The 25,783-nt window shown below is 63.3% G+C and carries 14 protein-coding genes; 4 read left to right on the plus strand and 10 right to left on the minus strand.

What is annotated here, in order from left to right; all coding sequences use genetic code 11:
• Window position 1: 1 nt before the first annotated feature.
• The 4 genes from QP305_RS01590 to QP305_RS01605 all read right to left on the minus strand — a co-directional run bounded on the left by QP305_RS01590 (window position 2) and on the right by QP305_RS01605 (window position 13,538).
• A complete protein-coding gene (locus QP305_RS01590; RefSeq protein ID WP_284903517.1) occupies window positions 2-9,082 on the minus strand; it encodes a type I polyketide synthase in 9,081 nt (3,026 codons plus the stop codon).
• Window positions 9,083-9,166: 84 nt separating this feature from the next.
• A complete protein-coding gene (locus QP305_RS01595; protein WP_284903519.1) occupies window positions 9,167-10,771 on the minus strand; it encodes an acyl-CoA carboxylase subunit beta in 1,605 nt (534 codons plus the stop codon).
• Window positions 10,772-10,812: 41 nt separating this feature from the next.
• Window positions 10,813-12,567, minus strand: a complete 1,755-nt coding sequence (locus QP305_RS01600; protein WP_284903520.1) for a biotin carboxylase N-terminal domain-containing protein — start codon at window positions 12,565-12,567, stop codon at window positions 10,813-10,815.
• Between the two features lie 2 nt (window positions 12,568-12,569).
• Window positions 12,570-13,538, minus strand: a complete 969-nt coding sequence (locus QP305_RS01605; protein WP_284903522.1) for a biotin--[acetyl-CoA-carboxylase] ligase — start codon at window positions 13,536-13,538, stop codon at window positions 12,570-12,572.
• A 285-nt stretch (window positions 13,539-13,823) separates the two neighbouring features.
• Here QP305_RS01605 and QP305_RS01610 point away from each other — a divergent pair, with 285 nt between their 5' ends.
• From QP305_RS01610 to QP305_RS01620, 3 genes are read left to right on the plus strand one after another with little or no spacing between them, the layout of a single operon-like run.
• The gene (locus QP305_RS01610) at window positions 13,824-14,735 is read left to right on the plus strand and encodes an ABC transporter substrate-binding protein (protein WP_284903525.1); all 912 of its coding nucleotides are present in this window, start codon (window positions 13,824-13,826) and stop codon (window positions 14,733-14,735) included.
• Window positions 14,735-15,601 (plus strand): amino acid ABC transporter permease, encoded by an 867-nt coding sequence (locus QP305_RS01615; protein ID WP_284898690.1) that lies wholly within the window; start codon window positions 14,735-14,737, stop codon window positions 15,599-15,601. Before QP305_RS01610 ends, QP305_RS01615 begins: the two co-directional genes overlap by 1 nt.
• Before the next feature lie 8 nt (window positions 15,602-15,609).
• Complete coding sequence (locus tag QP305_RS01620) at window positions 15,610-16,434, plus strand: amino acid ABC transporter ATP-binding protein (protein ID WP_284903527.1); 825 nt, start codon at window positions 15,610-15,612, stop codon at window positions 16,432-16,434.
• 101 nt (window positions 16,435-16,535) lie between these two features.
• Here QP305_RS01620 and pgi read toward each other — a convergent pair whose 3' ends face one another.
• The gene (gene pgi / locus QP305_RS01625; RefSeq protein WP_284903529.1) at window positions 16,536-18,191 is read right to left on the minus strand and encodes a glucose-6-phosphate isomerase; all 1,656 of its coding nucleotides are present in this window, start codon (window positions 18,189-18,191) and stop codon (window positions 16,536-16,538) included.
• 156 nt (window positions 18,192-18,347) lie between these two features.
• Here pgi and QP305_RS01630 point away from each other — a divergent pair, with 156 nt between their 5' ends.
• Entirely contained in the window at window positions 18,348-20,615 is a 2,268-nt protein-coding gene (locus QP305_RS01630) for a 6-phosphofructokinase (RefSeq protein WP_284903531.1), read from the plus strand.
• Window positions 20,616-20,817: 202 nt separating this feature from the next.
• On the opposite strand, the gene QP305_RS01635 is transcribed toward QP305_RS01630, so the two are convergent.
• The 5 genes from QP305_RS01635 to QP305_RS01655 form a co-directional block, all read right to left on the minus strand.
• Window positions 20,818-21,459 carry a hypothetical protein gene (locus QP305_RS01635; RefSeq protein WP_284903532.1) on the minus strand — a complete coding sequence of 214 codons (642 nt, stop codon included), beginning with the start codon at window positions 21,457-21,459 and terminating at the stop codon, window positions 20,818-20,820.
• Complete coding sequence (locus tag QP305_RS01640; RefSeq protein WP_026429547.1) at window positions 21,437-21,679, minus strand: hypothetical protein; 243 nt, start codon at window positions 21,677-21,679, stop codon at window positions 21,437-21,439. The genes QP305_RS01635 and QP305_RS01640 overlap by 23 nt, the downstream gene beginning before the upstream one ends.
• Before the next feature lie 90 nt (window positions 21,680-21,769).
• The gene (locus QP305_RS01645; protein ID WP_284903533.1) at window positions 21,770-22,753 is read right to left on the minus strand and encodes a LysR family transcriptional regulator; all 984 of its coding nucleotides are present in this window, start codon (window positions 22,751-22,753) and stop codon (window positions 21,770-21,772) included.
• A 113-nt stretch (window positions 22,754-22,866) separates the two neighbouring features.
• Window positions 22,867-23,892: a class C sortase gene (locus QP305_RS01650; protein ID WP_284903535.1), complete on the minus strand. Its 1,026-nt coding sequence runs from the start codon at window positions 23,890-23,892 to the stop codon at window positions 22,867-22,869.
• Window positions 23,893-24,190: 298 nt separating this feature from the next.
• Window positions 24,191-25,744 (minus strand): SpaH/EbpB family LPXTG-anchored major pilin, encoded by a 1,554-nt coding sequence (locus tag QP305_RS01655; protein WP_284903537.1) that lies wholly within the window; start codon window positions 25,742-25,744, stop codon window positions 24,191-24,193.
• Window positions 25,745-25,783 lie beyond the last annotated feature (39 nt).

Genomic DNA, 25,783 nt, shown 5'->3' on the forward strand with positions numbered 1-25,783 from the left:
TTTAGCGCAGCTGGTACTTTCCGTTCACCAGGCGGTAGCGCGGATCGAGGAGCAGCGCCGCTTCGCCTTCGTGGCGGTCCCCGGCGAAGCGCTCATCCACCGAGGTTTCGGTGTAGAGCGGCGCGTGGCCGACCATTCCGGCAACCAGGTGGCGTGCGCCTTCCAGCAGGCGCATATCAGCGCTCTCCCGCCACAGCTGGGCTGCCTTCGCGCCGTTGGTGCGCGCGATAGCCGCTTCGAAAGCCGCCGGGTGCACGAGCATCATGAGCGCGGAAACATGCCCGAAGCCGAGCGAAGTCAGCACGGCCGCCTTGATATCGCCCACCTCGAGAACCTCGCGCGGCCACACCAGGTAGCTGCGTTCCTCGAAAGCCGGATCGGAGCAGTCCAGGGCCTTATTCCCCGGGATCTTCCCGGTGGCGAACATCTGGGTGATGCCAGCCATCTGGAAGAGCGCCGCCCCGCCCTTGGAATGCCCGGTCAGGGTCTTCTGGGAAACCACGTAGAGCGGGTTACCCGCGCTGCGGCCCAGCGCCGTGAAGAGGCGGTCGTGAAGTTCCGCTTCGTTCGGGTCATTCGCATTGGTGGAGGTGTCGTGCTTGGAAAGCACGGCGACGTCGTCCACACTCACGCCGAGGGCGCGCAGGTTCGTGGCCAGCACGGAGTTCTCTCCGCCCATGCCGGCGGCCAGCGCTCCCAGGCCCGGTGCCGGAATCGAGGTTTGGATACCGTCCGCGAAGGAACGGATATAGGCCACCACCCCGTAGACGGGCAGCCCCATCTGGGCGGCCACGTCGCCGCGGGCCAGCAGCACCGTGCCACCGCCGCAGGCTTCCACGAAGCCACCGCGGCGCAGATCGCCAGCGCGGGAGAAGAAGCGCGGGTTGATGCCCTTCTTCGCCATAGCGGCAGAATCCGCCGTCGCATTCATATCACCGAAACCGATGAGGGACTCGACCTGCACGTCATCAATCGCGCCCGAGACCACGAACTGGGCCTTGCCGGTGGCGATCTTATCCACGCCTTCTTCCACGGACACCGCGGCGGTCGCGCAGGCACCGATCGGGTGAATCATGGAACCGTACCCGCCCACGTAGGCCTGCATGGTATGCGCGGCGATCACATTCGGCAGGGTTTCCTGGAGGATATCCTGCGGGTAGTCCTTACCCAGGAAGCGATCCACGTACAGGCGGCGCATGGAGGTCATCCCGCCGAAGCCAGTGCCCTGCGTGGAGGAAACATCCACCGGGTGCACGTATTCGAGCAGCTCCGCCGGGGAGAACCCGGCCGAGAGGAAGGCATCCACCGCCGTCATGAGGTTGTAGATAGCCATGCGGTCCGCGCTCTCCACCAGCGATGCCGGGATCCCCCACTTGGCCGGATCGAAATCGGTGGGGAACTGCCCGCCCACGCGGCGGGTGAGGGTGGTACGGCGCGGCATATAGGTCAGTGCCCCGGCCTTGCGGGTCACCCGCCATTCGCCGTCTTCCTCGAAGAAGCTGGTGAAGCTCGGATCCGCTTCGGCGTGGGCGCGGGCTTCCGCTTCGCTGCCCACCGTGAAGGTCACGTCCTTCTCCAGGTAGACCGGGGCGATATCGGTGGTCCCGATATCGGCCAGCGGCCCGTCATCCACGAAGGCGCGGATACCCGAACGTGCCACAACTTCATCGCGGTAGCGTTCGAAAATATCCTCTTCGGGAACCAGCTCGCCCTCGGGGGTGTACCAGCCCGGCTTCGGGGTATCGAACCAGGTGAGCAGGCCCATCATCCAGGCCAGCTCCAGCACCCCGGCCGGGGTGAGGTCCACATCGCCGTCGCTTTGAATCCCCAATTCGGCTTCCCACCGGGTACGCGAGCTGCCCCACGGACCGGTTTCTCCCAGCCCCACGATCACCACGAGGTCCTCGGGCTTGGCGCTGCCGCTCCCGAAAGCACCCAGGTCCATGGTCGGCTGGTGGATGCTCACCGGGCTGGGCAGGGCCCGCACGCTCGGTGCGGCCTGCGCTGCCGGAGCGGGGGCGGCCGGCGTGATGCTCGCGGCCAGTTCGGGCAGGTTAATATCACCCAGCCCACCGGTCATATCGTGGATAACCGGCGCGGTGCGGGCAGCCGCCACCGATTCGGGGGTGAAGAGGGTGAGCAGTTCGCGTCCGGCTTCCACCGTGGACCAGGTATGCACGCCCTTGGCTTCCACAGCTTCCACCAGCGGATCATTCCCGCCCATGAGGCCGGTGCCGCGCACCCACCCGATCTTCGCGTGCGCGATAGTGGTGCGCTGCCCCCACGGCTCCACGCGCCACTTATTGACAACGGCATCCAGCGCGGCCTTGACTTCGCCGTAGGCGCCGTCCCCACCGAAGGAGCCCCGGTTCGGGGAGCCCGGCAGAATCACGTGCATGCGATGGTCAATGGCGGCATCGGTGCCCAGGCTCGCGAGGGTGCCGATGAGGCGTTCCACGCTCCACAGCAGCACGCGGGCCTGGTTTTCCGCTTCGGGGCCGGCATCGCTGAGGTAGCCGCTCACCCGCGGTGCCGCGAAGGGCACCAGGAGGTCAGGAATGAGGGCCGGCTTGACGAGCTTCGAGGTGGCACCCACCGTTTCACGCTGCTCGGCGCCGATCCACGCGGTGATCGCGTCGACGTCGCGGAAGGAAGCGAGGTTGGCGGGGATAAGCCACAGTTCGGCACCGTTGATGGCGTTCTCACGGTAGAGCTTCTTAGCGAAGTTCAGGCGCGCGGTGGAGATACGCGAGGAAGTGGCGACGACGGTTGCCCCGCCGGCCAGCAACCCGGCCACCACCGCACCCGCGATGGAGTTCTCCGCCATACCGGTCACCACCGCAACCTTCCCGGCGTAGATCCCCGGGGTGGTATCGCGGGCAGCGCGGGCGATCTTCGTCAAGCGCGCCGCGAGCTTGGGATTACGGGCCGCCTGCCATTCGGCCTGGCGGGCCACTTCTTCCCCAACGCCGGTGAAATTGGCGTTCACTTCGCGCCCGAAGGCGATCTTGGCCACGTCCTCGCGGGCGGTGGCCCAGCGGTCGCACAGGCGCACGGCCTGGGCCGGGTCGAAGCGCGGGGTCACGAAGTCTTCCCAACCGCTGCCCAGTTCCGCGCTCATCGCTTCGCGCAGGGCTAGGTCATCAGCGGTTGCGGGCGCCTCGGGGCGCTCGTTGTGGCCGAGGCGCGCGAGCAGATCGCGCGCGGTTCCGGCCAGGATCGCGTCCATACGTTCGGCATACGCGTCCAGGGCAGCGGAATCGACGACGCCGCCCGCCCCGCTCCCGGTACTCGGGAGCGCAACGTTGATGCCGTGGGCCGCGCCCACCGCCCGCACCGCCGCGTCGATGAGTTCATCGAGCTGGGCGGCCGAGGTGGGGGCCAGCGGGAGGGTAGCCAGTTCATCGCCGCGCACCGACTTACCTTCGCGGGTACCCAGGAGGATGGTGGCGGTCACGTGGGCCACCCAGCCTTCGCCGAGCTGCCAGGTATCCTGCACCCGCTGGGCCACCCGGGCCGGCTTAGCGCCGGCCGCACCGGTGAGCGAACGCAGCCGGTCCGCGATAGCTTCGCGCAGCACGCTCCCGAAGGGCTTATAGGAGTGGGCGGCCTGATCCACCTGGGAAACCAGGGTGGCCAGCGGTGCTTCCGCGGCGCCGTCCATGGAGGCCAGGTCGAATTCGGCGGTCATATCCATGAGGATCTGGTTGCGCTTGGAGGAAACCCCGTTGGTGAGGGTTTCGACCGAGTCGGCATCGCCCATCTGATCCAGGCGGATCTTCGTGGACCAGGCGAGCAGGACGCGCAGGGCATCCCCGGCCCGGAAGGGCAGGTCCGCGGTCGGTTGGCCATCGCCGGCCGGAGCCGCGGCGGGTGCCGGGGTTGCTGCCGCGGCCGGCGCGGCCGCAGCGGCGCCAGCAGCAGCCGCATCCGGTGCGGGAGCAGCAGCTTCCGGAGCAGCAGCAGCGGTTTCGGGGGCCGGGGCCGCGGCGGTATCGCCGCCGTTCGCCGCAGCGCCATTGGCACCGGCCGCAGCCGCCGCGCCGTCCGCGAATCCATCTTCAGCAACCGGGGCGCTGGCAACATCCTCGTGCAGAACGCGCTTGGCGTCCCGTTGCACGTTGTATACGCTCACGTGGCGCTGGGCGTGCTTGGGTAGCGCGAGGGTGCGGGTGGCCATATTCGCCAGCGTCGGCGAAGCGGCCAGGCCGATTTCCACGATATCTTCCACCCCGGCCTCAATGAGGTAATCCTGGGTTTCAATCCAGCGCACCGGGGAGGCAAATTGCCAGGCCAGCAGCTCGATGAGGATCTCGCGGGCGGTACCCACCCGGTCGCGCTCCACGCGCGCGGCCAAATCATCGCGAATCTCGCGCACCACCGTTGAGGGAACCACCTCGAGGAGGGCATCGCAGAATTCTTCCGTCAGCTCGAAGGGGCGGGCCACCAGGTTAGGCAGGTAGCGCCCTTCAAGAATTTCGAGCTTAATATCCGCGGGAACAATAGCGCGCAGGGTATCGCCAAATTCGGCTACGCCGGTGCGCAGCACGCTGGAATGGAAGGGAACATCAATACCGGGAACCAGCATGAAGGGACGTTTGCCCCCGGCCTGCCGGGCCCGCTCATTAGCGTCCTTTTCCAGGGCTTCCAAGCCCGCCACGGTTCCGGCCACCGCGTACTGGGCGCCGGCCAGGTTGTAATTAACGATCTCGAGGAATTCCCCGGAAGCGGCAGCTACCTGCGCGACGTAGTCGCGCACGGCGTCGTCGCCCACCCCAAATTGGTTGGGACGCAAGGCACCCATGCGGTAATTCGAGCGGCCCTGCTCATCGCGTTCCACCAGGTGATGCATGGTGGTACCGCGCCGGTACACGATTTCCAGCACGTCCTCGAGGCTGAAGACCTGCGAGTAGGCGGAAAGCGCATTGTATTCACCCAGGGAATGCCCGGCGAAGTAAGCACCGCTTACCAGTGAACCCTGTTCACGCAGGCGCGAGGTTTGGGCGAAGGCCACGGTCGCGAGCGCCACCTGGGTGAATTGGGTGAGGTTAAGGACCCCGTCCGGGTGGCGGAAGATCTCGTCACGCACCCGCAGTTCCACGGGGTTATCGCGCACCACCGCGAGGATGGAGAAGCCGAGGGCGGAACGGGTATGCCGGTCGGCGCGTTCCCACACCTCGCGCACGGCAGCGGAGGCTGCCCGGTCATCGAGGGTCATGCCGCGGGCCTGGATGCCCTGGCCCGGGTACACATAGGCGGTGCGCGGGGCGCTCACTGTGCAGGAAGCCTGGGAGACCACGGTATCCCCGCAGCGGGCGGTCACGTCGAGGGCGAGCCCGCCCCCGCGCACCCGGCCCACGCGCTCCACGGTAATATCCACCGCGTCGCCGAGGTTCACCATGCCGAACATGCGGTAGGTCCACCCGGTGATATGCATGGGGGCGCGCCCGGCCACCGGATCGGCCACCGCGTGCTGGGCGGCGGCGCACAGCCACATGCCGTGCACCAGCGGGGCATCCATTCCCGCCACCAGCGCGGCGTTGCGGGATACGTGAATCGGGTTGAAATCACCGGAAACAATCGCGAAAGCCGTCATATCGGTGGGGGCCTGCACGGTGACCTTGCGCAGCACCGAACGGGGGGTGTCGATAATATCGGCATCCACTCCCCCGCGGGCGGCCGGTTCGGAGGGCAGTTCCGTGGTGGTGGCGCGCCCGCGCATGGCGAAGCGTTCCTGGAATTCCAGCACCACGGTGCCATCCTCGCGCGCAACATTCGTGCGGATGGTCAGCACCCGGCCGGCCGAAGATTCGGCCACGGATGCCACCCAGGAGCGCGCGGTGAGCTGCCCGGCTTCCAGGATCTCCTCCACCGGCACATTCACCTTTTCCAGGTGATCAAGATGCACGCCGGAGAGCAGCCCTTCAATAATCGGGTAACCATCGGCTTCGCCCGAACCCATCGCGGAATAGATGGTGGGCCAGCACGAACCGAGCAGCGCGGAGGGCACGGCCGTCGGGGTGCGCCCGGCCGGCGCGGTAATCCCCGCGTGCAGGGTGTTGATCTCCGGGGAGACCGCGAAGGTGAGGGTGGCAACGCCGTCGATCATCTCGGGTTGCTTCGTGATGGGGGTGCCGCCCAGGGTGGTGGTTCCCACCCCGGACATCGCGGCGAGCACCTCGCGCATGGCCGCTTCCAGGCGGGCATCATCCACCACGGGCAGCCCGCCGGTGGCTACCGATTCGGGCAGCAGCAGCGGGATGCGCATATGCCGCACCACGTGCTGGTGCGCCTGGGTGCCATCCCAGAGGGTATCGAGGGGCACGAAGATTTCCAGGCCCTCCGGGGTATCGCGGATTTCCGCTTCCGGAATGAGGTGGGCCGGGTTGGTGGCCAGGTGGCCGTGCCACACGATGAAGGGGGTTTCCCGCAGGAAGGTTTCCCGGTCGCGTGCCGCGCGGGAGAAGGCCGGCTGGGCCTGCGCCCCGGCCGCGCTCACTCGGGCCACGGCGTCTTCTTCGTAGCGGCCCAGGATATCGGCGATGGGCTCATCGACCTTGGTGATGGCGGCCACCGAGGTGGGGCCGGGAATAATACGGACCTGGTCCGCGGTGTAGCGCGGGTTGTGGGATTGCCACAGCGAATCCGAGCCCCAGAAGCGCAGCACCTGCTCGTTAATCACCGGCACGAAAGGCACCGGCTTGGGGTACTTGGAGGCCAGGGCCACGAACCAGGCTTCGTCCTGGGCGAGCACGGTGTGTTCTTCCGCGCTCGGGTAGGCGGCGAGGAAGCGCTGGAGCGCGGCCTGCGGATCGGCGGCGGCATCGGCCTGGGTCGGGAAGAGCGTGGGAACATCCCCGCTTTCCGCTTCGCACAGGCGCGCTTCGAAACGCTGAAGCATTTCCCAGAAGCGGGTTTGGGTGGGTTCGTCGGCCCAGGGCACGGTCAGTTCCACGTAGCGGCGCAGCGCCTGGGCGTAGGTCATCTGCGCGATATCCCCGAAGTAGGGCTTCGCGGTGGCGTTGATCGCGGTAATAATTTCCTCGCGGCGCGCGGCGATGGCCTCGGCATCCCCGTCCACTTCCACGAGGAGGCGGGCGGCGCGGGCGGCCGCGTTTTCCACATTGTAAATATCGGCGTGCAGGGAGGACTGGGTGGAACAAATACCACCGCGGGTCGAGCCGGCCGCCACCCAGCCGCCGTTATCATCCGGGCTCACACCGGGCGTATCAACGAGCAGCTGCTTGACGTCCGGATTCGTTTTCGCTTCCTTCGCGGCCATGGCCGCGGTTCCGATGAAAACGCCGTCCACGGGCATGGGTCGCATACCGTAGGCCTGCGCCCACGTTCCGGTGAGGAACGACGACGCCCGCTCGGGAATGCCCAAGCCGCCACCCACGGTAATAATGAGGCCGGCCTCACGCATCTGGCCGTAGGTCGCGATGAGCAGGTCTTCCAGGTTCTCCCAGGAGTGGTGCCCGCCGGCGTGGCCGTCTTCTACCTGCGCGATCAGCGGGGCACCCGGGCATGCCTTGGCGATCTCCACGAGCTGGCGAATCTGGGCCACGGTGCCGGGCTTGAAAGCAATATAGGGGAAACCTTCGGCGCGCAGGCGCGCGATAAGTTCGAGGGCTTCGTCCTTTTCCGGAATTCCGGCGCTAATGACCACGCCGTCCAGGGGCGCCCCGGCGGCGCGCTGGCGGGAAACCAGCCGGCGCGAGCCGAATTGGAGATCCCAGAGGTAGCGGTCCAGGAACATGGTGTTGAACTGGGCTACCCGGCCCGGTTCCAGGTGCTCGCGCAGGGTGGAGAGGTTTTCCGCGAGGACTTCTTCGGAGACCTGCCCGCCCCCGGCGAGTTCGGTCCAGTAGCCGGCGTTGGCGGCGGCCGCCACGATTTCCCCGTCCACGGTGGTCGGGGTCATCCCGCCGAGCATAATCGGGCTGCGCCCGGTCAGCCGCGAGAAAGCGGTATCCAGGTAGGTATGGCCCTTGATCTGGCGCAGCTGCGGGGCGTATTCGGACCAGTCGCGGGTGCGGGTCACGCGCGCCACCCCGGTCACCAGGTCATCGCGGGCCGCGGCGGTGGAGGCATCCACGTAGCTCACCCCGGTACCGGCCAGGTTTTCCAGGGCGATGGTCTTGAGGTTCGGGCCCGGGCCCAGGTCCACCACGAAACCGGCCGGGGTGCCGCCCTGCCCTGCTTCGTCCAGGGCGGCGGCGAATTCCGCGGTCCAGTCCAGGCTGGCGGTGAGCACGGCGCGGGCCAGCTCATCGCTGCGTTCCACATTGAGGGAGCAGCGAGCCGCCCAGGCGTCCACCAGGGCCACGGCCGGTTCGAGGAGCGGGGAATGGAAGGGAGCTCCCACGTTGAGGAATTCGCAGACCGGGTGGAGGGCTTCCCCGCCGGTGAGTTTATCGGCGCGGGCACGCGCTTCCCGTTCAGCTTCGCGTTCGATGAGGGCTACCAGGGCGGTGAGGGCGGCCGGGCGCCCGGATACCACGCAGGCTTCCCGGGAATTAATAATGGCAACATCCGCATCCGGAACCTTGGCAGCCAGGCGGCGCAGCAGCGGGGCACCCACGCCACGCACCGAGAGCATGGGGCTGGCATCCTTGCTCGCGGTAATCCCGAGTTCGCCGCTGACCTTGGAGGCGGCCGCCCCGATGAGCCGGGCGAGGGCAAAAATACTGGCCGGATCGCTGGATTCCACCATGGCGGCGGCCAGCACGCCCTGGGAATGCCCGATGGTGGCGGTGGGGCGCACCGCCAGGTCGCGGTAGGCCCCGTACTGGCTGAGCAGGATACCGGGAACCGAGGTGTGGGGGGCGCGCCCGGCGCTGGCCGGGCCGCGCAGCCCGAGCAGGTCGAGGCGCCCGGCGGAAATCACGGTGAGTTCGGGGAGCACCGGGGCGAGGATCTCCTCGGCCGCCGCGTCCACCTCGGTCAGGTCCGCGCGCAGCCGCGCGGAGGTGAGCAGCTCATCTAATTCGGCGCGCCAGGGGGTACCCTGGCCGGCGAATTGGAGGATCCACGGGGAAGCCGGCGGGGTGGCCGTCAGGGATTCATACACGCTGGTCATAGTGTTCTTTCTGCTAGATGCGGGAGGTCCCGCGAGGCAATTCTTGAAAAATGGAAAGATCGAAATTGGGTTCGGGGCGGGCCGCTACATGGGAATATTCCCGTGCCGGCGCTCGCCGGGATGCGAGCAGTCTTTGGTGGCGAGGATGCGCAGGGATTCAATGAGCACCCGCCGGGTATCTTCGGGGGCGATAATGCCGTCCAGCTCCCCGCGTTCCACGGAGAGGAAAGGATTGACATTCTCGCGGGTGTACTCTTCGATGAGCTGCTGGCGCACCGCCGCCACATCCTCACCGTTCTGTTCGGCTTCCCGCAGGCGCCGTCGCCCTGTAATAGCGACCGCGCCCTCGGCGCCGAGCACCGCAATTTCCGCACCCGGCCACGCGAAGTTGAGGTCCCCTCCCAGGGACTTCGACCCCATCACGATATAGGCGCCCCCGTAAGCTTTACGCAACACCACGGTCACAAGGGGCGTCGTCGCATTCGCGTAGGACCAGATGAGCTTCGCGCCGCGGCGAATAATCCCGGCCTGCTCCTGTTCGGTGCCGGGCCGGTAGCCGGGCACGTCCACGAGGGTGATCACGGGCACGTGGAAAGCATCGCAGAATTGCACGAAACGCCCGGCTTTTTCGGAGGCGTCCACGTCCAGGGTGCCGGCATCCACGAGCGGCTGATTGGCCACGATCCCCACCGACTGCCCGGCCAGCGCCGCGAATCCCACCACGATGGAACGGGAGAAATGCTCCTGGACCTGCACGAATTCCCCGTAATCCACGAGGTTCGCGATGACGTCGAGCATATCGTAGGGCTGCTTGGTGGAGGCGGGCACCAGATCGGAAAGGTGGCGGGCGCACTGGGTATCCGTGGCCGTTTCCTCGTAATCCCAGCGCGGCAGCTCCGCGTCGCAATGGGCGGGCAGGTAGGTGAGGAGGGTGCGGGTGTAATCGAGGGCATCGTCCTCGTTCGCGGCCAGGTAGTGAGCCACCCCGGATTGGAAATTGTGGAGGGTCGCCCCGCCCAGGTCATCGAAGGAGACCTCTTCCCCGGTGGTCGCCTTGACGACGTCCGGTCCGGTCACGAACATATGCGCGTTATCGCGCGTCATAATAATGAAATCGGTGAGGGCCGGCCCGTAGACCGCGCCGCCCGCGCAAGGTCCCAAAATGACGGAGAGTTGCGGGATAATGCCCGATGCCGCGATTGTTTTCTTGAAGATACGGCCGTATTGGGAAAGGGCGACGACGCCGTCCTGGATGCGGGCGCCACCCGAATCAAGCAGGGAGACCATGGGGATGCGCAGCTCAAGGGCTTTGTCCATGAGGGCCACGATTTTATCGCCCTCAGCTTCGCCCAGGGTGCCCCCGGATACGGAGAAGTCCTGGGCGTAGACCGCTACGAGCTGGCCGTCCACCTGGCCAATTCCGGTCACCACCGCGGCGCCCCGGAAGCCGCGCCCCAGGTTCCCGCCGGCGAACTGCCCGATTTCGGTGAAGCTGCCCTCATCGCAGAGCAGGGCGATGCGCTCCCGGGCGGTCTTTTTGCCGTGGGCGTGCTGGCGCTGCGCGGCGTGTTCCTCGGCCTGCCGGGCCAAGTCGTTTTGGTATTCCGCGAAACGCACCCGGTCCACCTGCTGGGCGCTGTGATCCAGGGTTTGCCATTCGTGGGCGGAACGTAATTCAGTCAGCGACATGATTCTCCTTCGCTACTTTCGGGCAGGGGCTGGGCTGGTTGCTAGGCATCGGCGCCCACCACCCGCACGAGGGGTTGGAAGGCCGCCACGGTGGCCCCGGCCCGCACTTCCACGTCGGTCACTTCGCCATCGCGCGGCGAATACACGTAACTTTCCATCTTCATGGATTCGAGTACCACGAGCAGATCGCCTTCGTGGACCTTATCCCCCGGTTCCACCACCACGCGCACCACAATCGCCTGGATGGGCGAGTTCACCATTCCGCTCGGATCGGTCAGGTCCTGGGCCGGCATCGCGGTGCGGGAGGCCGCCTGGGAGCGGCGCGGTTGCAGGGTGCGGCGGGCCACGTGCGAGCCGGTGGCGATGAGCGCGGCCGGGAGGGTCATGCGCATGCGCCGCCCATCCACTTCAATAACGAAGGTGTGCCGCGGTTCTTCATCCCTAACGGGCGCCGGAGTAGCAACAGCCTGGGTATTTTCGTAAGCAGGGAGCACGGTATCTTCCAGCCAGCGAGTGGATGGAATATGCCCGGCGAATTCCTCCATGGCCAGCACATCGCGGTACATGGCGCAGGGGGTGGCCACCCCGGTGATCTGCAATTCCGCGAGGGCGCGGCGCGAGCGGGCAATAGCTTGCTCACGGTCCGGGGCGGTCACCACAAGCTTGGCGAGCATGGGATCAAAATCGGCGGTCACAATATCGCCTTCTTCAATTCCCGATTCGATACGCACCCCGTGCCCGAGCGGCCAGCGGATTATTTCGATGGTTCCGGTGGAGGGCACCATCCCGGTGGCCGGGTCCTCGCAGGTAATCCGGAATTCGAAAGAGTGGGCGCGCGGTGCGGGAACTTCGGAGAGTTCCGCGCCGGAGGCAATGAGGATTTGTTCGCGCACCAGGTCCATGCCCGTTACTTCTTCGGACACGGTGTGTTCAACCTGGAGGCGCGGATTCACTTCCAGGAAATTGACTCGCCCATCGGGTTCCACCAGGAATTCGCAGGTACCCAAACCAACGTAATCCACCGCTTCGAAAAGCCGGCGCGACCATTCGGTCACGATTGCTTCCGCGTTGCCGGGCAGCAGCGGGGCGGGTGCTTCTTCGATGAGTTTCTGGTTGCGGCGCTGGGCCGAACAATCACGGGTGGAGATCACCGCGAAATTCCCGTGGGAATCGCGCGCTGACTGCGTTTCAATATGGCGGGCGGTGCGAATAAAACGCTCCACGAAATAGGAATCCAGGTCCGCCCCGTGGGCGGCGAAGAAGCGGTCCAGGTCAGCGGCTTCGTTATGGATGGTGATGCCGCGCCCGCCCCCGCCGTCGGCCTTCTTCGTGACAATCGGGAAACCGAAGCGCGCCACGAACTCGTCCACGCCGGCGCGCCCTTGCACCGGGTCAGATACGCCAGGCACCGGGGCCACGCCCACCGATTCAGCTAGCCGGCGCGCCTGGATTTTATCGCCGAGGCGGTGGAGCACCGCGGGGGCCGGGCCGATCCACGTGAGGCCCGCCTCGATTACCGCGGTGGCGAATTCGGGAACTTCGGAAAGAAAACCGTAGCCGGGATGCACGGCGTCCGCGTGGGAACGCTTCGCAATCGCGATGATTTTCTCAATATTCATATACGTATCGGCGTACGCGGTGCCCTCCAGCGCGTAGGCACTATCGGCATCCTCCACGAATTGGGCTTCGCGATCAGCGTCCGCATAGACCGCCACCGCTTTCATCCCCATATCGTGGGCGGTGCGAATAACGCGCTCGGCAATTTCGGAGCGATTGGCAACCAGAATTTTTTTCATCACTACTTTCCTTCCGAGGGCGCAACCCGACCCAGGAGCGAGACTTCTCCGGTGGAAATACGCACGTCACCGGCAGTAGTGGCGACCACGAGGGCGCCGTCGGCTAAAATCTGCACCCCGCGCCCGTGCACCGGAGTATCGCGCGGGCGGTTGACGGTAATGCCCTCGCGCAGGGTTGCGCAGGTGGCATTGAGTTCAGCTAAGAGCCCGGAGCGTTCTGCCGCACTGGTGGAGCGTTCTGCCGCGCTGCTCCCTGCATCGCTCGCCTCCAGGTCACCCGCGGCCATTTCGGGTACGACGGCGCCGCTAGCTGCCGCAGTACTTATTCCGCTCTCACAGGCACTCATGAGGGCGGCCAGCCGGGCCCCGAGCTCGCGCAGGTAGGCGGCGGCTGCCTCATCGCGGCTAGGAACCGGGAAGCCGGCGGTGGCTAGCGAAGCCGAGGTGGGGGTAGGAAGTTCCTCGGCGCGCAGCCCCAGGTTGATTCCCACCCCGAGCACCACGCCAATATTCCCGGCCGCGTCTGTACTCACCACTTCACCCAGCAAGCCGGCCAGTTTCGCGGCGTGCGGGCGGGTAACAATATCATTGGGCCAAGAAATCGCCACGTCAGCCCCGAGTTTTTCCAGGGCGGCGCGCGCGGCTAGGGCCCCGGCGAACGTCACCCAGCTCAGTTCCGCGCGCACTGTTTCCGGCACCGCGATGAGCACCGAGAAAAGCAGGGAGCCATCTTTGGTAGCGAACCAGGAGCGGCCCATGCGCCCGCGCCCATCACTTTGTTCATCGGCGATAAGGCCGCAGACCAGCCCGGATGCGGGCACGCCCCCGGAATTGAGCCAGAGTTCGGCCAGGTCATCCTGGGTGGATGTGGTCAGATCGGTATGCAGGAGCGCAGCACCGGGGAGCCCTACCTCCCCCAGCGCGCTCGCGGTACGCGGGAAGAGCACGTTTCCTGAATGCACGTTGCTCACCTCAGCCTTCTTTCCGGCGGGTCACCCCACCGCTAACCTACTAATGCGTAACCTTACGTAATCGTAACTTACGGATTCGTAACATGCCCACTCCTTCGCGGTGCGCCACCGTTAGACCTCTCACATCTACGCCGCACAAAGCCCGAAAATACGCCAAAGCGGCCATTATCTACCCGCATATTCACATTTTTATACATGCACACGTATATTTACTGGCTATACTTGGGATTGTTCCGAGTATTTTCCACCCGAACACTGAAAAAACATTCACCGTAGGGGAAGAAAATGAAGAAAACAATCGCGCTGCTTGCTGCCAGCCTCCTCACGCTGGGCGCCTGCTCCAATGATGAGGCTGCTTTGACGGATTCCACCGCCGCAGCTGATCCGGGTGAGTCCGGTTTCGCTGTTGATGGCATCGCGGCAGATTCCGCCGTCGCTGCCCTAGTGCCTGCGGATGTTACCGCGCGCGGGCAATTGCGCAACGGCGCGTCTACCGATTACGCTCCCGCGGAATACCGCAAGGCGGACGGGCAGACCCCCACCGGTTACGATATTGATCTCACGCGCGCCATCGCGAAAAAGATGGGACTCAAAGACGGCACCACCACGCACGTGGAATTTGATTCGCTCCTCCCCCAGATCGGAACCAAATTCGATGTGGGCCTGTCCACCTTCACCGTCACCCCCGAACGTGAAGAAGCTTTCAATATGATCACGTATTTCGAGGCGGGTTCCGAATACGGGGTGCCGGCCAAGTCCAATAATTTCACCCCGGATGACCCTTGCGGTTTCACCATCGGCGTGCAAACGGGTTCCTCCCAGGAGGAAGCCCTCAAGGAAGCCACCGCCGCCTGCGAAGCGAAGGGCGCCAAGCCGATTAAGATTATGTCTCTCCCGGATGTACCGCAGATCGTGACCCGGGTGGTTTCCGGCCAGTACGATGCTATTTTCGCTGATTCCCCGGTGCTCGGTTACGCGGTGGCCCGCTCCAATGGCCAGCTGAAGACCACGGGTGATATTTATGATTCGGCCCCGGTGGCTATCGCGGTGGCCAAGGATAATCCGGAGCTCGCCAAGGCGGTGCAAGCCGCGCTGCAATCCCTTATGGATTCGGGTGAACTCAAGGAGATCTTCGCGCATTACGGCATTACCGAAGGCGTGCTGAGCACCGCCGAGATCAACCCCCAGGTGCAGTAATGGAGAAGATTCATCCGCAAGCCCGCGTGAAGTTGAGCAATATTGTGTGGCTCATCGTCATGGCGGTGCTCGGGGCGATGGCGCTTAATGCGCTCATCACCAATGATGCTTTCCACTGGGATGTGGTGGGGCGTTATCTTTTCGATTGGCGGATCCTGCGCGGTATCGTCTACACCCTGGTGCTGACCGTGCTCGCCATGGTTATTGGCATTATTTTGGCGCTGACCATGGCGGTGCTGCGCGAATCGAGTAACGCGGTGCTGCGCGCGGCGGCTCGCTTCTATATTTGGTTCTTCCGCGGCACCCCGATTTACACCCAGCTCATGTTCTGGGGGTTGCTGCCTTCGCTCTATCAGAAGCTATCGCTGGGGATTCCTTTCGGGCCGGAGTTCTTCACGTTCCAAACCGACCGGGTCATCACCCCGTTTATCGCGGCAATTATCGGGCTGGGGCTCAACGAAGGCGCCTACCTGGCGGAGATTATTCGCTCCGGTTTGGGTGCGATTGATCCGGGGCAGCGGGAAGCCGCGGTGGCGCTGGGGATGCGTTCGGGCACGATTATGCGGCGTATTATTTTGCCGCAGGCCATGCGTATTATTATTCCGCCCACCGGGAACGAAACGATCTCGATGTTGAAAACAACGTCGCTGGTACTCGCCGTTCCCTTCACCCTGGACCTCACCTTCGCGGCCCAGGATTTGGGTTCGAAAACGTATCTGCCGTTCCCCTTCCTCGTGGTCGCGGCGATCTGGTACCTGGTTATTACCTCGCTGCTCATGATGGTGCAGCATCGTATTGAACGCCATTTCGCGCGTGGTTTTGACGGACGTACGGCGACGACGGCCTTCCTGGACGTCACCCCCTAAGGAGAACAATGACTCACGCCATGGTGGACGTGTGCGACGTCTACAAATCTTTCGGTGATCACACCGTTCTCAAAGGTGTTAATCTCACGGTGCAGCGCGGTGAGGTGGTGGTGCTGCTCGGGCCGTCCGGTTCCGGTAAATCCACGCTGCTGCGCTGCCTGAACGAGCTGGAAACTATTACCGCCGGGCGCATCTACCTGGATGGGGAGCTGCTGGGGATGACCGAGCAGCCCGCCCCCACCGGGTGGCGCGGGATGCTGGCCCGCCGCTCCGGTGCCGTCACTTCGCAAGGGACCTGGTTGCGCCAGCGCACCGAGGCGGAGGTTGCCGCCCAGCGCGCCAAGGTGGGGATGGTGTTCCAGCGTTTCAATCTTTTCCCGCATATGAGCGCGATGGAAAATATTATGGAGGCGCCCGTGCAGGTGGCCCACCGCCCCGAAAAGGAGGCACGGGCCGAAGCCCTGGAGTTGCTGGAGCGGGTGGGGCTGCGCGATCACGCTAATCATTTCCCGGCGCAACTTTCCGGCGGGCAGCAACAGCGGGTGGCTATTGCGCGTGCTCTGGCCATGCACCCCGAGCTCATGCTTTTCGACGAGCCTACTTCGGCGCTCGATCCGGAGCTCGTGGGTGAAGTGCTCTCCGTGATGCAGGATTTGGCGCGCGGGGGCATGACCATGGTGGTGGTCACCCACGAAATCGGTTTCGCCCGGGAGGTGGCCGATAAAGTGGTGTTCCTCGACGAGGGCATGATTATCGACGAGGGCACCCCGGCGCAGGTGATCGATAACCCGCGCTCGGAGCGCACCCGCGATTTCTTCACCAAGGTGCTCTAGCACAAGTACAAACGGTGCCGGTTCCTCCATATTGGGGTCGCCGGCACCGTTTGTGTCTACTGTGCGCTAACGCCGGTGTGCGGCGCTAGCACCGCACGGCACTACTTCCGGTGGGCGCGGTAGTACTCAATGAGCTGGCGGGTGGAAGCATCCTGAGCTTCCAGGGCCGCCGCGTCCCCGCTAATCGCCGGGGTGAGTTCCTTGGCCATCTGCTTGCCCAGTTCCACGCCCCACTGGTCGAAGGAGTCGATACCCCACACCGCACCCTGGGTGAAGGTGATGTGCTCGTAGAGCGCAATGAGCTGGCCGAGTACCGCAGGCGTGAGGGCCGGGGCCATAATCGAAGCGGTCGGCTTGTTCCCGGGGAACTCCCGCGCGGTCACGATCTCCTCCGGGGTGCCTTCCGCGCGCACCTCATCCAAAGTCTTCCCGAAGGCCAGAGCCTTCGTTTGCGCGAAGAAGTTACCGAGGAAGAGCTCATGCTGATCGGCCTCCCCATCTACCAGCGCGAAAACAGGATTCGCGAAGGCGATGAAATCGGCGGGGATAAGCTGGGTGCCCTGGTGAATGAGCTGGTAGAAGGCGTGCTGGCCGTTGGTGCCCGGCTCGCCCCAGAACACTTCCCCGGTCTGGGTGGTCACCGGGCTGCCGTCCCAGCGTACCCGCTTCCCGTTGGATTCCATGGTCAGCTGCTGAAGGTAGGCCGGGAAGCGGTGGAGGTACTGCGCGTAGGGCAGCACCGCGTGGGTGGCCGCCCCGAAGAAATTGACGTACCAAATATTGAGGAGCCCCATGAGGAGGGGCACGTTCTGCGCGGCCGGCGCGGTGGCAAAATGCTCGTCAATCGTGCGGAACCCGGAGAGGAATTCTTCGAAATGTTCCGGTCCGATGGCAATGGCGAGGGAAAGGCCGACGGCGCTATCCACCGAATAGCGCCCTCCTACCCAATCCCAGAAACCGAAGGCATTGGCGGGCTCAATTCCGAATTCCGCTACCTTCTCCAGGTTGGTGGACACGGCCACGAAGTGCTTGGCCACCGCACCGGGATCTTGGATGCCGCGCGCGGCGAGCTGGGCGAGGAACCAGGAGCGGGCCTGGTGGGCATTGGTGAGGGTTTCCAGGGTGGTGAACGTCTTGGATGCCACGATGAAGAGCACGGTTTCCGGGTCCACCCCGCGCAGGGTTTCCCCCACATCGGTGGGGTCAATATTGGAAATGAAGCGGCATTCCAGCCCGTCCTTGACGTACGGGAGGAGGGCTTCGTAGGCCATTACCGGGCCCAGATCCGAACCGCCAATGCCGATATTGACCACGGTGGTGATGGCCTTTCCGGTCACCCCGCGCCAGCTACCTTCGCGCACCTTGGTGGCGAAAGCGTACATCCGCTCAAGAACTTCGCGAACATCGGCCATCACGTTGTGCCCGTCTACTTCCACGGTGTCATCGGCGGTGCGCCGCAGGGCGGTATGGAGCACCGCCCGATTTTCGGTCACGTTAATCCGCTCTCCGCGCAGCATGGCATCGCGCCGCTGAGCAACCCCGGTTTCTTCAGCGAGTTCCAGCAGGGCATCGCGAACGTCATCATCCAAATAGGATTTGGACAGATCCACAAAAAGATCGCCGGCGGTGAAACTCAGCCGCTCGGCACGCTGGGGATCCGCGGCGAAACGAGCCCGGAAATCAGCGGTGAATCCGTCATGAAGGTCATGCAGCCGCGCCCAGGCGCGCGTGGTTGTGGGGTCAATGGGGTGCGACATGGTTATCCTCATCCTCGAAGTAGTCTTTATCTCGTAGTGTAATCAACTTTGCGGCCCCGCGGCGCGCCGCTACCACATCTCGCGGGCGCGCCGCCGGACTCTAGCACCACACATGAGCCCACCATCTTTGACACAATGATCTTCGGAGGAGGAACCATGTCAGATCACGCAGATCCCGTATCCCTTGCCATTCTTACCTCGGGTGGGGACGCCCCGGGCATGAACCCGGTGGTGCGCGCCGTGGTGCGTACCGCTTTACACGTGGGCGCCCGCCCCTTCGCGATTCGCGAGGGGTGGCGCGGAGCTATCGATAATCTTATTGAGCCGCTGGTCTGGAGCGATGTGTCCTCCATTCTGGATAAGGGCGGCACGGTGATCGGCTCGGCCCGCTCCACCGAATTCCGGGAGCGGGATGGAATGCGGAAAGTCGCCGCGAATCTGGTGCGCGCCGGAATCGACCGCCTCGTGGTCATCGGCGGTGATGGCTCCCTGACCGGGGCAGATACTCTGCGCGAGCGCTGGAGTGGACTCCTCGAAGAACTGGTAGAAGCCGGGGAAATCGAAGCGGATCTTGCCGCCCGCCACCCCGAACTCCATATTGCCGGGGTGGTGGGTTCCATCGATAACGATATGGTCGGCACCGATATGACGGTGGGAACCAATTCGGCCCTGTGCCGCATTATTGACGCTATTGACGCGCTCACTTCCACGGCCGCCTCCCACCAGCGGGTCTTCGTGGTGGAAGTGATGGGGCGGCGCTGCGGCTACCTGGCCCTCATGGGTGCAATGGCCGGCGGGGCTGATGATGTGATCATTCCCGAGCTTCCCCCCGAAGATGGCTGGGAAGATGCCATGTGCGAAAAGATCCGTGCCGGGCGGGCGGCCGGGCGGCGCGATTCGATTATCGTTGTTGCCGAAGGCTGCATGGATCGGCACGGTGAAAAGATCACCGCCCAGCGCATCCAGGCCGCCATTAAAGAACGCACCGGGGAATCCCCGCGGATTACCGCGCTCGGCCACGTGCAGCGCGGCGGCACCCCGTCCGCTTATGACCGCTGGATGTCTACCCTGCTCGGTTACACCGCCGCCCTGGAGGTGATCCGGGCCGAACCGGGCGAAGAATCCTGCATTATCGGGATTCGTAATAATCGGCTCCAGCGCCTACCGCTGGTGGAAACGGTTGCCAATACCAAGAAGGTCATCGACTACCTGGAAGAAGGCGATTACGAGGCGGCGGTGCGCTCGCGCGGCACCAGCTTCTCCCGGATCAAGTCCCTTTTTGAAACACTTTCTTCCCCGCTGGGCGAAGACCGCTACTTCAAGGACGGCTGGCGCCCGCGGGTGGCCGTGCTCCACGCCGGCGGACTCGCCCCGGGAATGAATGCGGCCGCGCGCAGCGCGGTACGGCTCGGCCTGGATCGCGGCTTTGAAATGCTCGGTGTGGAGGGCGGCTTCCCCGGCCTCATCCGCGGGGATATTCGCCCGCTCAGCTGGGGCGATGTGGATGGCTGGGTTTCGCTGGGCGGCGCGGAGCTGGGCACCGCCCGCTCGGTCCTCGGCATCGAGGATTACTTCGGGCTGGCGCGCTCCATTGAAGCCAATGGGCTAGACGCGGTCATTATGATCGGCGGCCTGGCCGGCTATGAAACCGCCTGGAATATGGCGAAAGAAGCGGACCGCTACACGGCCTTCCGCCTCCCCCTCATCTGCGTGCCGGCCTCCATTGATAACAATCTGCCCGGCCACGATCTGTCCATCGGGGTGGATACCGCGCTCAATACCAATGTGGAGACCATCGATAAGATTCGCCGTTCCGCTTCCGCTTCCCGGCGCTGCTTCGTGGTGGAAACGATGGGCCGGAAATGTGGTTACCTCGCGCTTATGAGTGCGCTATCCACCGGGGCTGAACAGGTCTACCTGCATGAAACCGGGGTGGATCTGGCAATGCTCACGAAGGAAAGCGAGCGCATGAACCGGGCTTTTGATGGCTCCCGTTCCCTCTACCTGGCTATTCGTAATGAGGATGCTTCCAAGTACTACACCGCGGATCTGCTGCGGCGGGTTTTCCAGCAGGAGGGCCACGGGGCTTTCTCGGTTCGTTCCACGATTATTGGCCACCAGCAGCAGGGCGGTATTCCCACGTCCTATGACCGTACTCTCGCGGTGTCGCTCGCGGCTCTCGCCATTGATGAGGTGACCGCGCAGCTGGAGAAGAAGGAGCGGGTGGGCGCGCGCTATATCGGCCAGCACAATGGCAAACTGGAGTCCCATCCGATTATGCGCATGGACGAAGAGATGGATATGAAGAACCGGGTGCCGCTGGATCCGTGGTGGATTTCCGCGCTCCCCGTGCTCTACACGGTGGCGGCCCGTGAGGATACTTCCCCGCTGGAGCACCTGGCGATTTACGACGATAACCGTTAGTCGCGTTTTCTTATAGCGCGGTTCTTGCGCCGCGTGCGGTGGGGGCGACGACGCCGCTAGCTGGCTGTGCCCCCACCGGCCGCGGCTGCGCACCTACGTGGTGACGGTCCCCACCCAGGAAACCCGGAACGCCTCTCCGCGATTTTCAACGCGGAGATCGATGCGCGCCTCGGTCCGGTCGCATTTTATTAGCGCGGGTGGTTCACTCTTCAAGAGCTTGGAGAGCGGTGGCGCGGTGATGCCGAACTACGGATCGCACCTGGATCTGTTCCCAATCCTCGACGCCTTGGTTGAGCGCTTCGCGTGCTTGTGGTGTGCACGCCACCCCGAGCTCGTCAATGACTAAGAGGAGGATTTCTTCCAGGCAGGGCCGGAACCAGCGCCGACCCATCGTGAAATGAATATCAGCAACGTGGGGAGTACGCGCTTCGTTCTTGATACGCCGGCGCGACCGGCCGGAATGAGTCCCGCCTAGGACTAAAGCGTGTGTCCATTCATCGCGGTGGGAATGGATCTGGATATGTGCGCAAGGAATATTCGAACGTGGTGAGCGAATATAATCCCAGCGCACCAGCGGCTCGCTGCTTTTCGCTCCTCGGATGACCGAGAACGTTGATTCATTGACGCTGAGTAAACCGGTTTCCGGATTAAGGAAAAGCTCGTAATCGAAACGGACAATAAGGAAACGAGCAACGCGAATATCGCCCGACAATCTTTTTAGCGGAAGATCTCCTTTTGGGATCGTCTGCTTTATCAGTAAAAAGCCAGGATCGATCAGCTCCCCGATCCGCTGTATATGTGCCGCAAACTCATCGGCACGCTCATCCAATCGTGCGTTCACCACGGCAATACTCCTCGAAACGATCCAGGCCTATCATCTCAAAATAAGCGTCGGACTCTTTTGGTCCGAGCTGGTAGTTATCGGCACGCCAGTCGAATTCTTCGCGGGTCATTCTGACCTCACGCAAGATTTCCTCCTTGCGTTCGAGGATTTCTTCCAGCGAGTTGAAAACACGATCCGGAAAATACAACCGGTCCTCGTAAATATCCTCGTAAATATCCATGTGTCTCACTCCTTCAATTGTGTAGTTTCGGGTGTTTTCCCGTCCGTCTCCGTCATTCTTGCATGATACGGAAGCACAGCAAAGAGCGAGTTACAACTCTGTGGACAAGGGTGACGTTTCGCGATTCTGTGGATAACTTCTAGCCGGCCACGCTCCCACCGCCCGTGGCTGCGCGCACGCTTCCAGGAATATCTCCCCCACCCGGCTCAGGCGTGCTTGTTTATCCCAGGCAAGCACGCAGGTCAAGCCGACCAACCAATCCAGCGGGATAAACACCAGGCCCGCACCGGCAGCCGCTTCACCCAACCGGGTATCCGCGTTCCCGCCCAGCCCCGCGCTCCCGCCCAGTGCCATATTCTCCAGCACGATAGCCTCACCAACCCCGGCCTCGACCATGATCCGAGCCCCGCGACTCGTCCCGTACCGGCCCACTACCGTCAACTGGTTTTCCTTATCCAACCAATACCCCAGCTCCCGGCTACGCTCCTTCGGCATAATCAACGACCGCTGAGTAATATCCGCCCGCCGAACCGTTCCTCGCCCAACCACGTCACTATCCGTACGCACCAACAAACCCCACCGATCCTCACCTGGCAGGGAGAGTGTTTCCCAAGCCGTGCAGTCCCAGGAATCATCGAGCACCGCGAAAGACGCCGTCCCCTCACCGATCATCCGGGTAGCCGCCTCGCGCCCACACAACGTGACTTGGAAACTAATGCCCGGGTAGCGGGCCCGCACCTGACCCATCACCGGCGCCAGGCTATCTAGGGCGCTGCTTTCCCGGCCCGCGATCACGATAGTGCCCTGCGGGTTATCCTCCAGATTCTGAAGCTCAGCCACCGTGCTATCCACGAGCCCGAGGATCTGGTGGCTACGTTCCACCAGGTAGCACCCGGCTTCGGTGAGTTCCCTCCCGCGCCCAACCCTGCGAGTAAGTTGCTGGCCGACTTCTTCTTCCAAAAGCTGGATACGTTTCACGACCGCCGCGGTCGTACACCCGCACTTGCGGGCCACCGCGTCCATGGTCCCCAGTCGTGAATAAAGAATGAGGGTTTCTAATAATTCCAGTCTCACACCGGTACCTCGTTGTATGTCGTGATGCTAAAGGTTGAGATAGTTGAGTAATGTACGACGCCGCAGCACCCGTCCCGCAATTTGAACTGCCGCGCGTTTCGTATCGTTTCTGGTTAGCGGAGCATGTGTCGGGGCAACATATCCCGCCTGGAGGCCTCCCCACGCCGGGCCAGCGCGGACCTGGCCACCAGGAACGCAAACAGCAAAGATATAAGGATGGCGAGCACGAAGAGGGTCATCCACCACGACCATTGCAACCCGTCCACTGCCGGCACCTCCACCGGGTCCGGCAGCACCCGCTCACCCGTCACCAGCAAGCGGTGCGAATTCACCCCATACGGAGTACACGTAAGAAGAGTGGCTAGGTCACGCCCCGGTACGCGTACCAGCAGGCTTGGGTCGTGAGGGTCGACGACGTCTACTCTGACCACGCGATACCCAAACACTTGACCCTGGATTTCGAAGAAAAACTCATCCCCGATACCCAGATCGGTCAGCCGGTCGAACATGGTAGAGGTCGGCAAGCCAGTATGAGCCGTCACCACACTATGCCGGTTTATACCGCCGACCGGGATATCGGTGCCGAACATATGCCCAGCCCCCCGCTGCAGAGTCTCAGGTGAAGTCCCGTGGTAGATCGGGAGTTTCACCCCTATCTTCGGGATTTTCACGATCCCCATAATCCCATCCGGCTGATCAAGTACCCTCGCATACTCCTGATAGGCAGGCAGGTCGGTTGCTATATCGTCAAGATAAGGATCAAGGACCGCCATTCCCTGGTGGCTGGCGTTATAGGCGTGAGCACGCTCGATATACGAGTTGCGTAGTTCCTGGGATTGGGTATTCACTTGGCCCTCATAGGCACGGGAGACCACTTTGGATTGCCAGTTATTCCACACCGTCGAAGTCACGGGGTAGGCAAGGCACAGGATCCCGATGAGGATCATGGCCAGCGGGGAGAGTCGGCGTTTATCCTCTTTCGGATCGGTATAGAAGAGCAGGCTCGCTAGTCCGCTTTTTTCCCCCACGCGGGCCGCCCGCCGGCCACGAACCACACCGCCGGCAGGGCCGCGCTGCGCCTTGGTTTCCACATGATGTGCTGGCGCAGGAGCCGGTTCGGGCTCCACATGAAGTGCCACCTTAGGTGCTTCCCTGGGTTCTGCCCTGGATGCCGTCTTGGATTTTGTTTCGGGAGCTGGAGTGTGTGTCGGGGTGTTGAGGGCACGCCGCCCACGCACCGTGCCCGTTTCGCCTGTCACGTCCCTACCCCCTTCCCTGGCGTGGCCTTTTCCTTGCGCTAGACGCGCAATTCGTATTGAGCTACTCGTGCAGATTTAACCTGCGATTGATAGGTTGTGGGGCCAGTCGGACTGACCGGCCCCACAACCTTCGTTACCTACTCAGGCTGGCAAACCTGAACCGTTAGTGTTTTCCCGTTTAGGCGTTGTTTTTACGCGAACGCAGGTGCGTCACCGCACCGCTCGCCACCAGGCCAGCGCCGAGGAGGGCGAAGATACCCACCCCGATAGCGCCGGTCTTGGGCAGGTCGAACCACTTACCCGAATCCTTCGTCGGCACGTTCTTAATCCCAGTCTGGAAGACCTGGCCGGCGTTATCGGTTACGGTGACTTCGGTGATCTCATCCGAGCGAATGAATTTCTCCGGGGCCTCAACCTCAACCACGTAGAAAGCAGAGCCCTTCTTCGCCTTAAACTTCAGAGTCAAACCATCCGCACCGGTTTCCTTAGTACCGAAGCCCTTGGAAACACCGGAGCAATTGCTACGGTCTTTCTCGGCCACGCACTTCTGGGCGTCATCCTTGCTGGCGAAGGCCACGAACTTCGCACCCGCAAGCGGCTTGCCGTCCGAAGCGTTGGTCTTGGCGATCTGGAAATCGTAGAGCTCAATGGTCGGGAACGGATTCGGCGTCGGACCAGGGCCCGGTTCCGGTCCAGGCTCGGGGCCAGGTTCGGGAACAATCGGGCCGGGAGTCGGCTCGCTATCCGAGTGCCCGGGGATGAAACCGAACTTGTTAGAAACCGAAGTGACATCCAGGTCAGCCTTGAGGGTGAAGGTGAGGTCCACAGTCACCACCGGAGCCTTCGCTTCGGTTGCAGCTGCCGCGATGGTAGCCAGGCCGGCTTCCGTGAAGTTCACCTGGAGACGGGTACGATCCGCTTCCACACCCTCGGTCGGGGTGGTAATGGTGTACTGAGAAGCCTCGATCACGGTGTCGTTAACCTTCACGGACTTAACAGCATCCGCATTAACGCTCTGGTAGGCGTTAGTCGGAGCATCGTCGAAGATCGCGAAGTCCTTAATATCGGTTCCCTTGATTGGGCCCTTCTTATTCAAGGTCGCGGAGATGGTGTAGGAGATGTCATCACCCGCTCCCACAACCTTGTCAAAAGCACCAGTCTTGCTCACCAGGTTGCGGGCGTCCATATTCTTTGGAGTAACCGCAACATCGTAGGTGAACTTCTGGTCAGCGGACGAGGTACCGGTGATTTCCGGGACCGTCATGAAGAACGGCTTAATATCCGAGGTATACCCAGCCGGTACCTCAGACTCCACGATCTTGTACAGACCAAGGGGCAGATTCTTGAACGAAGCTGTCCCATCGGCTGTCGTTTCCTGTTCATAGGTCACGGCCGTGCTCAGCGCAACATCTGCACTACCCGGATTCGCGTTGAGCTCGTTGATTGAACCTGCGACGGTCTCCCAATCGCTCATCTTCTTCATATCACCGAGCGCCGCACCCTTGATGGATTCAACCTTGGTAACAGTGAACTTCGCTCCCGCAACCGGCTTCTTGGTGGTTGCTTCCTGCTTCGTGATCGTAATCGACCCCGTTGTGGGAGCACCCTGCGCCCACGGAGCAACCGGAGCAGGATCACTACCAGGTGCAGCGTTAGCTGCCCCGATACCCATTCCCGTCAGTGCCAGCGCACACGCCGCCACCAACGCTCTTAATGACTTCTTACGAGCCATATTTTTTCCTTCCCAATAATTTCAGCACCACAAGAAGTA

Source organism: Actinotignum timonense (genome assembly GCF_030216305.1).
GTDB classification, from domain to species: Bacteria; Actinomycetota; Actinomycetes; order Actinomycetales; family Actinomycetaceae; genus Actinotignum; species Actinotignum timonense_A.